At 43.7% G+C, this 13284-nt stretch carries 16 protein-coding genes and 2 tRNA genes; 10 read left to right on the plus strand and 8 right to left on the minus strand.

Annotated features, from left to right (window positions below):
* The first annotated feature begins 285 nt into the window (after positions 1–285).
* From Xbed_RS15900 to Xbed_RS15920, 5 genes are all read left to right on the plus strand, one after another.
* The gene (locus tag Xbed_RS15900; RefSeq protein WP_086113874.1) at positions 286–1590 is read left to right on the plus strand and encodes an NAD(P)/FAD-dependent oxidoreductase; all 1305 of its coding nucleotides are present in this window, start codon (positions 286–288) and stop codon (positions 1588–1590) included.
* A 96-nt stretch (positions 1591–1686) separates the two neighbouring features.
* Positions 1687–2067, plus strand: a complete 381-nt coding sequence (locus Xbed_RS15905; protein ID WP_086113875.1) for a cupin domain-containing protein — start codon at positions 1687–1689, stop codon at positions 2065–2067.
* A 21-nt stretch (positions 2068–2088) separates the two neighbouring features.
* A complete protein-coding gene (locus Xbed_RS15910; protein WP_086113876.1) occupies positions 2089–3582 on the plus strand; it encodes an aldehyde dehydrogenase family protein in 1494 nt (497 codons plus the stop codon).
* Between the two features lie 200 nt (positions 3583–3782).
* Entirely contained in the window at positions 3783–5219 is a 1437-nt protein-coding gene (phoA, locus tag Xbed_RS15915; RefSeq protein WP_086113877.1) for an alkaline phosphatase, read from the plus strand.
* 157 nt (positions 5220–5376) lie between these two features.
* A complete protein-coding gene (locus Xbed_RS15920) occupies positions 5377–5658 on the plus strand; it encodes a DUF1435 family protein (protein ID WP_086113878.1) in 282 nt (93 codons plus the stop codon).
* A 121-nt stretch (positions 5659–5779) separates the two neighbouring features.
* Here the strand turns inward: Xbed_RS15920 and Xbed_RS15925 are convergent.
* The 3 genes from Xbed_RS15925 to rsmC form a co-directional block, all read right to left on the minus strand.
* A tRNA-Leu gene (locus tag Xbed_RS15925) sits at positions 5780–5866 on the minus strand.
* A gap of 46 nt (positions 5867–5912) precedes the next feature.
* Positions 5913–5999: transfer RNA gene (locus Xbed_RS15930), tRNA-Leu, on the minus strand.
* A 217-nt stretch (positions 6000–6216) separates the two neighbouring features.
* Positions 6217–7230, minus strand: coding sequence for a 16S rRNA (guanine(1207)-N(2))-methyltransferase RsmC (gene rsmC, locus Xbed_RS15935; RefSeq protein WP_086113879.1), 1014 nt, complete (start codon positions 7228–7230; stop codon positions 6217–6219).
* 140 nt (positions 7231–7370) lie between these two features.
* Between rsmC and Xbed_RS15940 the strand changes: the two genes are divergently transcribed.
* From Xbed_RS15940 to Xbed_RS15960, 5 genes are all read left to right on the plus strand, one after another.
* Entirely contained in the window at positions 7371–7781 is a 411-nt protein-coding gene (locus Xbed_RS15940; protein ID WP_086113880.1) for a DNA polymerase III subunit psi, read from the plus strand.
* Positions 7750–8202, plus strand: a complete 453-nt coding sequence (rimI, locus tag Xbed_RS15945; RefSeq protein ID WP_086113881.1) for a ribosomal protein S18-alanine N-acetyltransferase — start codon at positions 7750–7752, stop codon at positions 8200–8202. The genes Xbed_RS15940 and rimI overlap by 32 nt, the downstream gene beginning before the upstream one ends.
* A 121-nt stretch (positions 8203–8323) precedes the next feature.
* Positions 8324–8920, plus strand: a complete 597-nt coding sequence (locus tag Xbed_RS20280; RefSeq protein WP_086113882.1) for a DUF6088 family protein — start codon at positions 8324–8326, stop codon at positions 8918–8920.
* Complete coding sequence (locus Xbed_RS15955; RefSeq protein ID WP_208612259.1) at positions 8913–9920, plus strand: nucleotidyl transferase AbiEii/AbiGii toxin family protein; 1008 nt, start codon at positions 8913–8915, stop codon at positions 9918–9920. The genes Xbed_RS20280 and Xbed_RS15955 overlap by 8 nt, the downstream gene beginning before the upstream one ends.
* 473 nt (positions 9921–10393) lie before the next feature.
* A complete protein-coding gene (locus Xbed_RS15960) occupies positions 10394–11629 on the plus strand; it encodes a tyrosine-type recombinase/integrase (protein WP_086113883.1) in 1236 nt (411 codons plus the stop codon).
* On the opposite strand, the gene Xbed_RS15965 is transcribed toward Xbed_RS15960, so the two are convergent.
* Genes Xbed_RS15965 through Xbed_RS15985 form a run of 5 tightly spaced genes read right to left on the minus strand, consistent with a single transcriptional unit; the run spans position 11615 to position 13132 of the window.
* The gene (locus tag Xbed_RS15965; protein WP_086113884.1) at positions 11615–11812 is read right to left on the minus strand and encodes a DNA-binding protein; all 198 of its coding nucleotides are present in this window, start codon (positions 11810–11812) and stop codon (positions 11615–11617) included. The genes Xbed_RS15960 and Xbed_RS15965 overlap by 15 nt on opposite strands.
* Positions 11805–11996 carry a hypothetical protein gene (locus Xbed_RS15970; RefSeq protein WP_139837512.1) on the minus strand — a complete coding sequence of 64 codons (192 nt, stop codon included), beginning with the start codon at positions 11994–11996 and terminating at the stop codon, positions 11805–11807. The genes Xbed_RS15965 and Xbed_RS15970 overlap by 8 nt, the downstream gene beginning before the upstream one ends.
* Positions 11997–12024: 28 nt before the next feature.
* A complete protein-coding gene (locus tag Xbed_RS15975) occupies positions 12025–12204 on the minus strand; it encodes a hypothetical protein (protein WP_086113886.1) in 180 nt (59 codons plus the stop codon).
* A gap of 48 nt (positions 12205–12252) precedes the next feature.
* Positions 12253–12480, minus strand: a complete 228-nt coding sequence (locus tag Xbed_RS15980) for a hypothetical protein (protein ID WP_086113887.1) — start codon at positions 12478–12480, stop codon at positions 12253–12255.
* Positions 12467–13132, minus strand: coding sequence for an MT-A70 family methyltransferase (locus Xbed_RS15985; RefSeq protein WP_244182522.1), 666 nt, complete (start codon positions 13130–13132; stop codon positions 12467–12469). The genes Xbed_RS15980 and Xbed_RS15985 overlap by 14 nt, the downstream gene beginning before the upstream one ends.
* Positions 13133–13284: the final 152 nt, after the last annotated feature.

A 13284-nucleotide genomic window follows, 5' to 3' on the forward strand; every position in this document is an offset into this window, starting at 1 on the left:
GACAGCCAGACATTTATTGGATACATCTGCAAATATCCCTTGCCAGAATAATTCAGGATCCGAAGAAATACCCCTTCGGTTTATCACAAAACGAAAACATAAAGATCATGATTCTTTAATTAATATTTAAATAATTGTGACTCCATTAACATGGTAGCAACAAATGGTTTGAGCATTTTAAGCGCATATGATTCATATATACCCAGTCAGGAAATGCATCAGCAGCTATTCGGTATCACTTTATTAACTTGTTAATATTTTTGGCAGATGCTCACGGGGTATAACATGAATAATAAACTTGATTCATTAACATACTATGCGGCAACTAAAAAATATGATCTCCACTTTCCCATGCTGACAGAAGATCTGGATGTTGACGTTGTTATCATTGGTGGAGGGTTCTCTGGTATTAATACGGCATTGGAACTCGCTGAAAAAGGGATCACCAACATTGCTATCTTGGAAGGCCGGACTTTGGGATACGGGGGCACCGGTCGCAATGGTGGGCAGGTCATGGCAGGTATTGGTCATGACCTGGATAAGATTAAACGCCATATTGGTGAAGAAGGTCTGAAAACCATATTTAAAATCAGCAACTTGGGGGCTGGAATTATTCGTGACCGAATTGCCAAATATGATATTCAGGCAGATTTTTGTCGAGGTTATGCTTATCTTGGCTGGAACTCACGGCATGATAAAACGCTACATGGCTGGTTGAAAGAGTTTCGTGCTGCTTCCCCGGGTGAAGACATTGAGCTTTATACTGGTGCTGATGTTAAAAAAGTCATTGGTTCAGACCGCTATACCAGTGCACTGAAACATATGGGAGCCGGGCATGTTCATTCACTCAATTTGTTGTTGGGAGAAGCCAAGGCTGCCACAGAATATGGCGTCAAGATTTTTGAAAACAGTCAGGTTTTGCATGTCGAATATGGCTCAAGGGTCACAGTGCGTACAGCAACAGGTTCAGTTCGTGCCAGCAAGCTGCTGTGGGCATGTAATGGCTTTTTGGATAAAGAACTTGAATCCACGATCTACAGAAAAACCATCAATACTTATGCTTTCCAACTGATGACAGAAGCGCTGCCGGAAGCGTTGATTGACAGAATAAGCCCGATTCGTGGGGCATACAGCGATATTAGCCCTGTCATTGATTACTATCGTGTCACCAAAGAAAACCGTTTGTTATACGGCAGTGCGACACATTTTATTGAATATATGCCTTCTGATTTAAAAGCGTGGAACCGTAATCTCATGCTGAAAACCTTCCCTTACCTGAAAGACGTAAAAATAGAACTGGCATGGGGTGGGCCATTATGTTGCAGCGCTAATTTATTCCCGCAAATAGGTTCCCTGCCTAAATATAATAATGTGTTCTATGTGCAGGGCTATTCAGGCTTTGGTGTCACGCCAAGTCACATTATCTGCAAGATCCTGGCTGAGGGAATGAGTGAAGGCTCTGATCGTTATTCGCTCCTGAGTTCTATTCCACATCTCAATATCATCGGGAAAGACAGCCTGAGGAATATCATGCTTTCTGGCGGCAAAATTTGGCACCAAACTTCGGGTTATTGGAAAGGCCGTCGTTAGTCTGATCGCGGTTTAGCGTTTTTCTCCGCTATTTTCCTGAATAATAATTTCGTGACGAATAATTTTGTAACTAATAATTGTTAAAAGGTGAAGACCATGATTAAGCCATTATTGTTAGATAACGCACTTCCTGAACTCATGCCCATTGGCAGTGTCACCCATCTTGGTTCGGTTGTCGTGGAGGGAGATCCGCAGGCGAGCGGGGCGATGATCCACGGAGCACCATCGGATAACCTGACCTGCGGTATTTTTGCCTGCACCCAGGGAAAATTTAAAATGACCTATCCCTTTGATGAAATGTCAACGGTGCATGAAGGGTCAGTGAAACTGACTGACGTCAAAACAGGGGAGGTGGTTGAGTATCATAAAGGGGACTCGTGGTTCGCGACAAAAGGGACTGAGGTGTTGTGGGAAATCACCAGCGAGCGTTTCGTCAAACATTATATGGCTTGTATCAACGGGCAATTATCTGACTAGAGCCAGACAAAGGAAAAGAAAATGAGTGAAATTAATGTGCTGGAGTCTGTGACCGCTTTTCTGCAACGTTCTCACGGTCATTATATTAATGGCGTCTCTATTCTTGGTCAGGAAAATGAAACTTTCTCTATCGTTAACCCTGCTTCTGGTGAAACGATAGCCACAGTCAATCAGGGAGGAGAGGCCGAAGTTAATCAGGCAATGCAGGCGGCGTCGGCCGCTTTTCACGGCGTATGGGCAGAAACTTCACCCATGGAGCGGGGCAATTGTCTGAATCGCCTGGCGGATTTATTGCTCAAACATAGTGAAGAATTGGCTCAATTGGAAAGTTTATGTTCCGGTAAACCTATTCAACTCTCCCGCATGTTGGATGTGGGCGCCTCTGCCGATTATTTGCGTTATTTTGCCGGATGGTCGAGCAAAATCAGTGGAGAAACACTGAATGTTTCATTGCCATCACTTAAGGGAGAAAAATATACCGCGTTTACCCGCCGTGAACCGATAGGGGTTGTGGCGGGCATTATTCCGTGGAACTTCTCCATTATGATTGCGATCTGGAAATTGGGAGCGGCGTTAGCCAGTGGTTGTACGATTGTGCTGAAACCCAGTGAATATACTCCCTTAACCCTGTTGCGTGTGGCAGAACTGACAAAAGAAGCAGGGTTCCCAGAGGGAGTCATCAATGTGGTCAACGGATCAGGTGCTCGCATTGGATCTTCCCTGATCGCTCATCCCCTGTGTGCCAAAGTCACTTTTACCGGTTCCGTTCCAACCGGCATGATCGTTGGGAAATCGGCTCTGGAGCAGGGGCTGAAACGTACCACACTCGAGCTTGGTGGCAAAAACGCTGCGGTTTTCCTGCCAGATATGACCGTTGAAAAAATCGTTGATGGCATACTGGAAGCGGGGTACGTATATCAGGGGCAAATCTGTGCGGCGGCGGAACGTTTTTATATTCCCTCCGTTCATATGAACGCCGTCTTAGCATTACTGTCTGAACGTTTGTCTGCAATGAAAATAGGCTCTCCCCTTGATGAATCAACGGTAATGGGACCCTTGGCAAACAAGGAACACTTCAAAAAAATCCTCTCCTTGTTTGAGAAAGCGCGCCAAGAAAACTGTGACATTGTTTACGGCGGCCATGCTCTGGAGGGGCCGGGATTTTTTGTCGCGCCAACGATCATCAGAGCCAATAGTGTTGAAGACACCCTCATGAAAGAGGAGACATTCGGACCGGTGGGGACTTTCCTCAGTTACGACAATGAGGACGAGTTAATTGCCATGATTAATGCAACCCCATTTGGCTTATCTGCCAGTTTATGGACGAACGATTTGAGCAAGGCGATGCGGATGACGCCTCGCATTGAAGCGGGAATGCTGTGGATCAATATGCATACGTTCTTAGATCCTGCGGTTCCGTTTGGTGGCGTGAAATCTTCAGGGATGGGGCGTGAGTTTGGCAGTGCATTCATTGAGCATTATACGGAATTGAAGTCGGTCATAATGCGCTATTGATAATATACCGATTGATTATATTAACAGAGTGCCGCTGATTTGGGTTGTTGTGGCACTCAGTTTCATTTTTTGCGTTTGAAACGTTTCCTGTCATAAGAATGTCGTCATAGCTTCAAATAACTGTCATATGACAGATCTATTATCCGAGTCACTCATGGGATGATTTCTCATCTTATTTATTTGACTGCAAGGAAAACCCTATGTCGCATGATTATGAAAAAAAGCTGCTTGCTACTGCTGTCGCCGTATTGCTGTCAGGAGCCATTGCGCCCGCATGGGCTGCCAGCGATTCAAATCACATGATGGCACCACAACGTGCAGCACAAGGCGATATCACCCAATTTGGTGGCGCACGGCGTTTGGTGCAAGATCAAACTGAGGCACTTAAGGCCGCATTGAGCAGCCGTAAAGCTAAGAATGTGATTCTGTTTATCGGCGATGGGATGGGGGATTCTGAGATTACGCTTGCCCGTAATTATGCAGAAGGCGCAGGTGGTGTCTTTAAAGGAATCGATGCCTTGCCATTTACCGGACAATATACTCACTACTCGCTGGATAAGAAAACGCAAAAACCCAACTATGTTACGGATTCAGCGGCGTCTGCCACGGCTTGGGCAACGGGCGTGAAGACCTACAATGGTGCGTTGGGCATTGATGTTTTTGGCAAGGCTCACCAATCCCTTTTAGCATTGGCGAAAAAAAACGGTAAGGCAACGGGAAATGTAACTACGGCTGAAATTCAGGATGCAACGCCAGCGGCTTTGTATGCCCACGTTACGAACCGTAAATGCTATGGCCCGGCAGAAACATCGGAAAAATGCGCCACGGATTCCTTAGAAAATGGAGGCAAAGGCTCCATAACAGAACAATTACTGGTAGCGCGTGCTGATGTGACTTTGGGTGGTGGTGCAAAATCGTTTACCCAGCAATCGGTTTTTGGCAGCAATCAAGGAAAAACATTGCAACAACAGGCATTGGAGCAGGGATATCAATGGGTCACTGATGCAAAATCGTTAGCTGCCGTCAAAAATGCCAATCAACAAAAGCCTCTGTTAGGCTTGTTCCATGACGGAAATATGGATGTCGCCTGGGAAGGGCCGAAAGCGATTTATCACGGTAATATCAATGAAAAACCGGTGAAGTGCGAGGTGAATGCTAAATTAGATCCTAACGCACCGACTTTGGAACAAATGACAGAAAAGGCGATTGATTTACTGAAAGAGAATAAAAATGGCTTTTTCCTGCAAGTCGAAAGCGCCTCAATTGATAAACAGGATCACAATGCTAATCCTTGTGCACAGATTGGCGAAACCGTCGCTTTGGATAAGGCTGTGCAAGTGGGTCTCAAGTTTGCGAAAGAGCATGGTGATACTTTAGTGATTGTGACGGCGGATCATGCACATTCCAGCCAGATCATTGAGCCTGATGTCAAATCACCCGGTTTGACACGTTCCCTGATCACGAAAGATGGGGCCGTTATGACCGTCAACTATGGTAATTCAGAGGGGGATAGCCAAGAACACACTGGCGCCCAGCTACGGGTTGCCGCTTATGGCCCACATGCCGCCAATGTTGTGGGGCTGACCGATCAGACGGATCTGTTCTTTACCATCCGCGATGCCATGAATTTGAAATAATAATAGATACTCACCTGATTTATAAAATAACTCTCTGATCAACAATGCGGGATAAGGATTTCCCGCATTTATTGCTGTTATTCATTTCCAGCCTGTGATTAAATCCTCACTAAAATATGATATTGGTAATCATTATCATTTGAGGTGGTAACTTATCATGATGAGTTCAAAGCGGAATTTAAAGCGGGTCTTTTGGCAGAGCATTACGGGATTTTGGGGAATGCTGCTCTTCAGCCTGATTGTATCAGCATCAGTTGTGTCAGCATTGATAATATCAGGTGCGGGAATAGCGCAATTTAAATTTAGTATTCAGGGCACTATGCTTTTGACGCTGTTACTGTTGTCACATCATCGTGCACGCCATTTCCTGTTGATCCCTGCGGGTATTACCGTTATGTGTAGTTTACTGAGTGGCTTTCATTATTTTGGCTATTTTTGAAATACACCAATACTCAGTAAAAGGCTTGGGCAGTGAAAGTCAGGATAGAGAGCAGAAAAAGAAATAAGAAATAAGAAATAAGAAGGAAGGAAGGATAAATAAAGATAAGGAAAATGAACAGTGGTGCGAAGGGGGGGACTTGAACCCCCACGTCCGTAAGGACACTAACACCTGAAGCTAGCGCGTCTACCAATTCCGCCACCCTCGCAGGTACTGCCATTTATTCTATTTGTTTAACCGATAGTCATCTGATTTGGTGCGAAGGGGGGGACTTGAACCCCCACGTCCGTAAGAACACTAACACCTGAAGCTAGCGCGTCTACCAATTCCGCCACCCTCGCATATTCAGACACTATTCTTTATTTAAATGAAAACTTAAACAAATAGCATGGAGGCGCATTCTAGTGATTTTATGGCTGGCGTCAATCATTATTTAGCGAGCAAACGTGTGGTTGGTGCAAAAAACAGCATGTTGAAGTTTTGGTGGAACTGTTTTGCTGAAATTGCCTGCTCGTTAAACCGGAGCAGGCAAAACAGGGAGCATGTTAACTGCTTAAGTTATTTCTTGGTTGCTTGATACACTTTGAATTTGCCTGTTTGCGCAAGCACTTCATGTCGACCAAAAGTACTATCCAACAGAGCGGGATAAGGTAAGAAAGCGTTTGCAACAATGCGCAATTTACCCCCGGATTTTAGATAGCTCGGTGCCATACGGATCATATCGTCGGCTGCTTTCAGGTTAGTCTTCAGGCCATCATGGAAAGGTGGATTGGAAATAATCCAGTCGAATTTCTCTTCAATGGCGGAATAGACATTGCTGGTAACAACATTGCCTTCCAATTTATTGGCTTTCAGCGTCGCTTTACTGGATGTGATTGCGGCAGCATTGACATCGCTCAAGGTCAGAGTCACAGCCGGGTTTTTCTGACCCAGTACGGTTGCCAATACGCCTGAGCCACAGGCGATATCCAACAGTCTGCCGGAGATAGGGGCATCAAAAGTCGAAAGCAGCAGACGGCTGCCGACATCCAAATCGTCTTGGCTGAACACACCAGGGAGTGTATTGACGATGACATCTCCCACTTGATAACTGTTCCACCAGTTGTTTTGATCAAACTGAACCTGATCCTTTAATTGACCATAAAACAGGCTGCAACGACGGGCCGTATCAATTTTGTGGAAGGTAGCGATGCCTTCCATCAATTTATCAACACTACGTACACCGCTGCGGTTTTCACCCACAATAAAGATATCAGTGCCGGGAGAGAGAACTGAAAACAGATTGCGTAGTTGAAAGCGCGCTTCGTGCTTGCTTTTTGGCCAATAATAAATCAGCGTATCACATCCCTTGGTAAATGTGCTGTCTGCGACAAGGCCAAAATAGGCGTTGTCACCGAGTTGGCGGATCAGGGATTGCCAATGGTGGTACTGACTCGTATGCACCCGTACACTTGCAGCTTCGATTTCCGTTGCAAGATTGTCCTGAAGGTCACCGGCAAAGAGCAGGTGACGGCAGCGGAATTGCTCATGATGGCGCAGGATAACTTCGCTGGCCGGGGTTAATACTGACATCTATGAATAGCTCCTTATAACTCTTTTATCCAATATAAATATCAGTGGGCGGAACTGAAATGCCATGCTGGTTGGCGTAGAGATAAGCCCTCTGATAGTATATTACCTGTTATTTTTTATGGCAGATGGAATAAAACACGATGACGAAGCGTGACAGATTACTCTCCCAGTTGGGGATTACTCAATGGGTTTTGCGTAGCCCGATGGCCTTGCAAGGTGAATTATCTGTCCTCATCCCTGATTCAACCCGTCTATTGATCATTACTCCTGATCATATTGACTTAAGTCATTCATTGTTTGCTGATATTTTTGCAGCCATGGGGATTGATGCCTCATCGGTATATTGCATTACGACAAAAGATGTCGAGCTACTTTCGGGATCAATCCACTGCCCATACTGGCTGTTGGGGGTTGATATTACCTTATCAATACAAGGGATTTCTTTGAGAAGCCCGGCATTAAATGACTTATCTCTTGATGGAAATGCAAAACGCGCTCTTTGGCAACAAATTTACCATTATGAAGAATATTTCTCTATTAACTCCCGTTGATCTTCCGACAACATTCCAAATAGAACAGGTCAGTCATGCCTTTCCCTGGAGTGAAAAAACATTTTACTCCAACCAGGGAGAGCGCTACCTCAACTATAAGATCACGTTGAATGACCAGATTATCGGTTTTGCGATCACACACTATGTTATGGATGAAGCCACGCTATTTAATATCGCCATTCATCCTGAATATCAATCAAGGGGATATGGCAGGGCATTGTTGAATTATCTCATTGATATCTTGCCTGAAAAGCAGATAAACACGCTGTGGCTTGAAGTACGGCGTTCCAATCAATCTGCTATCCGGTTATATGAAGATCTGGGTTTCAATGAAGTTTCCGTCCGTAAGAATTATTACCCGACTGCAACGGGAAAGGAAGATGCCATTATGATGGCGTTGCCGTTGTTTGGTGGGGTCTAATAGACATTTATTAATTTATTTTGATTGATTTATATTCTTTTTTTGGTCAAAATTTGATTGATGATGTCAGAAAATCTATGACTTTTTCTGTCTAATAGGCTTCTGTTACAGGGGAGAAGTTATGACAATTTCACAATCGATAAGGCAACGTATTCGTAACTATGGGTCAGGAGAATTATTCACGAATGAATCTTTTCTGGCTTTTGGTTCACGTGCGGCAGTTGATAAGGCACTTTCACGTTTGGTTGAAAAGAAAGAAATTGAACGTGTTACACGGGGTATCTTTATTAGACCTAAAGTGAGCCAATTTGTTGGAAAAGTGCCCCCAGATGTCACAAAAGTTGTGGAATTGATTACGAGCCATAATGGAGAAGCCATTCAAATACATGGCGCTGAAGCGGCTCGTAGATTTAAGTTAAGTACTCAAATGCCAACGACTCTGGTTTATTATACCAGTGGTTCATCAAGGCAGATAACGATTGGAAATCGTAAGGTAAAACTGATTCACACTTCCAGCCAGCGTAAGCTCCAATATGCAGGTACGAAAGTGGGTATGGCTATATCGGCATTATGGTATTTAGGTAAAGAGGCTGTCACGCCTACGATTGTAGAACAAATTCGTAATTTAATGAGTGAAGAAGAATTTTGTTTACTGAAAAATTGTAAGTTACCTGCGTGGCTGTCATCAGCGATCACTAATGAGACGACCCATGACTGATTCTTATTTTGCGGTAATGCCTGATGAGCAGCGGGCTATTCTGGGATATGCAGCGGATAGGTTAGGGCGTTCTGAGAATGTCTTAGAAAAAGATATTTGGGTTTGCTGGGTATTAAAAACACTCTTTAGCCTACCAGACGCGCCCCCTATGGCTTTTAAGGGCGGAACTTCGTTGTCAAAAGTTTTTAATATTATTAATCGATTTTCTGAGGATATTGATATCACTCTGGATTATCGATATTTCACGAATGATTTTGATCCTTTCTCTGGCAATCATAGTAAAAGCAAACTAAAAAAGCTGAGTGAGCATCTCAAACAACAAGTGTATCAGTACGCAAATGAGGTTGTGGTTCCTCATATTAAATCTGAATTAAATAATCTTCCATCGCCTGAATTACATACAATTCGCATTGATGAGTCCGGTGAAAAAATTTGGGTGAGCTATCCATCTGTTACAGAAGAAGCCGACGGGTATTTAAAAAGTGAAGTTCTGATCGAATTAGGGGGACGAAATATTATCGACCCGAATGAACTTCATAGGGTTAAGCCTTATGTATCGGATCTGGTTCCCGAACTTGAATTTCCTATAGGCCAAATTGTTGTTTTGTCACCAGAGCGCACTTTTTGGGAAAAAGCGACGTTGATCCATGTTGAGTGTCGTCGTGGGCTTAGAGAAAGTGCCGCTCGTCTTTCAAGACACTGGTACGATTTAGTGATGTTAGCTCGACATGAAATAGGTCATCGGGCAATGTCTGATCGAGGGCTTCTTGAGGATGTCGTCAGGCATAAGGCTGTCTTTTTTAATGCACGTTATGCAGGATATGAGGAATGTTTGGCCGGGCGATTAGTGTTGTTGCCAAATAACGAAGTATTGCCAGCACTTAAAGCTGATTATCAAAATATGATCTCTGCTGAGATGATATACGGTATGGCTCCCTCTTTTGACGAACTCATTGAGACGATTAAACAAATTGAACATGGAATTAATTTATGGGATTGATTTAATTTTTTCTGGGTTTGGCTCTGCTGAGAGCGATAATCATTGGTTGTTTATAAATCCAAGTTCAGCCAAAATAAGCACCAATCACGATTAACACGACGGATTTGAAAGCGAAGAGCCATCAGGGGGCGCTTCTCAAATGATATCAATCCGTGTACAAACTAGAAGATCCCAATTGATGTCAAATTCCCCATTTCTGCAGGAAGTCGCGAAACGGCGCACATTTGCAATAATTTCCCACCCCAATCATTGATCTGGTTTTATCTATTTTTAACTATTTGCATCTGCATTCACTTATTTTCATGATTTCCTCTTAATCTCAAGAATGCTAGTAAGATTTGCTTGATTTATGCTCTTATTATTTTCAAGTTAATCTAACTAGCTTCAAGTGTTGTACATAATTTTATGTACAGAGTTTTGTACATAATGTTATAACGATCTCCTGTCACATAAAAATATGTACAAGGTGGGTTATGGCGCTGTCCGATACATGGCTTAGATCTGCAGTAGGAAAAGAAAGAGATACGCAAATAGTTAAATCAGATAGAGATGGTCTGTCCGTCAGAATCACCCCTAAAGGCAAGGTTATTTTCCAGTTTCGCTATCAATGGAACGGCAAAGGGGAGAGGGTTGATATTGGCACATATCCAGCAACATCTCTTAAGGATGCTAGAGATGAAGTGATTAGGCTGAAGGGTGAAATTGAATCTAATCGTAACCCAAGGTTTGTAAAAAAGCAGCAGAAAACAGCCGCTTTCACCGAAGAAACAAATGAGGGACTCATCAGGAAATGGCATGAGGCATATTGCGTAAAAAACAAAAAAGATGCAGTGGGGATACTCCGATCTTTTGAGCTACATGTTTTCCCCAAAATAGGAAATAGGCCACACAGTTTAACCACATTACATGATTGGTTAGAGCTATTGGAAGGGCTAGCCGCACACTCTGAATCAATAGCTGACAGAGTTCTCATAAATACAAAGCAAGCTCACAAATGGGGAGTAAAGAGGCAATTGATACTCGGTGAACCTCTGATGCAAATGACAGGGAAGGATCTGGGGGTTAATAAGCGAGAAGGAACTAGGGTGCTGGAAGATGGAGAAATAAAAATTCTGTTTCATGCCCTAGAAAAATCAAGAGCATCATTAAAATATGAACTACTTGTTAAGCTACTGCTACTTTTCGCGTGCAGATTGGGTGAGCTGCTTAGTGCTGAAATTAGTCATTTTGATCTTGATAACAAGCTATGGACCATTCCACCAGAATGCCACAAAACTGGCTCTTCTACAGGCAGGCCGCTAATTCGCCCAATCATCCCTCAAGCAGAAGAGATGATTAGGCATCTGATGGATATGAGCAAGGGATCAAAATATTTAATAACAAAAGATAAAAGTAAAGAAAGGATAAGAGGAAGCTCATTAAGTTCTTTACCATATAATTTAATGCGATTTGCATGGAAGAAGTTAGACTATCAATTCCCGCATTGGTCTCTCCATGACCTGAGAAGAACCGCCAGAACGAATTTTTCTGCCCTTACTGAGCCTCATGTTGCCGAAATTATGTTGGGCCACAATTTGCCGGGTGTTTGGCAGGTTTACGATAAGAGCCACTATATAGATGAACAAAGAAAAGCCTATGGCTTGTGGTGGGCAAAGGTTGAAACGGTAGTATATGGTGATGGTAAGGTGACTTTGTTAGTCACCGGATAGACCTGCGAACTTCATGATCTTGTCTTTAGCCCATAGGTTGGGACAAGATCTTACATCGGGGTCTGGGAAGTTTGGTTTGTATTTTTTCCCAGTCTTACCGTTAACGCTGTTCCATCTTTGAATGGTAGATTTAGATCTACCAAAAAGGGCAGCAATTTCTTCTGTATCCATAAATCTATTCATTACTCATCTCCTTATCAATCATATCTACGTAGTATCGCAGCCACATCACAGGCTCGAACTTACTCTTTTGATGTGGCGACATGGCTGTTTCAAATCGGGGTAGGTGTTTGCTGAGTATTTCGGCGGTCTGCTGATCGGTGCGCTTCTTGTGTTTCTTGAGTTCGTTGCGGCATTCCCTTGCCACCGTCCTCCTTGCGTTCTCGTATGATTGGTTATTCATCGGTGATGATAGTTTTTATGTCCGATTCGGGAAACTCCATTATTTCCAGACCAGAGACTACGCAGTCTGTTATAAAATCAGATAGCATTTGGTCAGAGACTTTTTTGCCGGGATTGGAATGTTTTTCTGCTGCGGTTCTGGATATTTCAATGGTGATTTTTGGTGTGCTCATGCTATTTTCCTCATTTGTTCGTTTCTGATATTAATTAAATGATTTCAGTTAACCTTCATTCCATGCTTGAGATCTAGTTTTCATTCCGTTTTTCTTTGCAGTACGCTGTATTTTCTTTAGTTCAGCTTGAGCCTGTTCTAGCGTAATTTCCCCACGCTTAACTCTACTCATTAGTGCCATGCGAACCTCCGTAGAATCAGCGATATTGCCATCGCTTTCACATTTTTTAATGTGTGCTCGTTTATCCAGCGCAGCATCAAATCTAGTTCTTCTCATATTTAACTCCGTTAATAAATTCGATATTGTTTATGGGTGATTCATTGCCATATAAATGCCAGCCATCGACTGTCTCACGGGCAAATAATTCAATGCGGGGTACATTGCCGTATAATTGCTCTAACCGATGATGAACCTCTCGCGGCTTTTGCGAGTGCTCACCCAGACAGGAATAAACAACTTGTTTCACACTGGCGCTCTGGCGTGGCAGTCCGTTACCCCTGATAGCGATCAGTACGTCCTCTGTGTTACTGCGGGTGTAATTGCCGCCGTTCATCCGTGTTTCGGTATTGAGCAGTTCCATGAAATCCCAGCTATCGAGAATTCGCTCCTCCTGAATGGCTCTGTCTATGCGTTCCATCGCTAATTTGTTCAATTTCACCCATGTAAACAGTTTCATGGTTTTGACCGTGAATCCCCATGCCTCAGCCAGCCGAATCGCCTCCAATGCAAAATTGCCCGTGTACCACATGGCGAGAACGGAGTTTTCAGCGGCTATTTTTTCTATGGGTAATCGGGTGAGGGAATAAAAATCGGTGGTGGTGTAGTGGTTATTGGCTGCTCCGTTGCTGGCTGAGTTATTATATTGCCATGGGGGATCAGCTAATATCAGGTTGTATTTTCGTTCCATCTCTCCGCCTGTTCCGCTCATAATCCTCCCCGCACTCCCGACTACAAAATGCCCCGTGTGTTGCTGGCTCAGTTTCACACCACCTACATTTACCGTTGATACTGGTTAGTACTGGTTGCCGGTTCTGGAGGGCATGAGATACCATTAGCTCAACGGTATCGTTAGCTGCATCG

The sequence above is a fragment of the Xenorhabdus beddingii genome (assembly GCF_002127545.1).
Taxonomy (GTDB): Bacteria; Pseudomonadota; Gammaproteobacteria; order Enterobacterales; family Enterobacteriaceae; genus Xenorhabdus; species Xenorhabdus beddingii.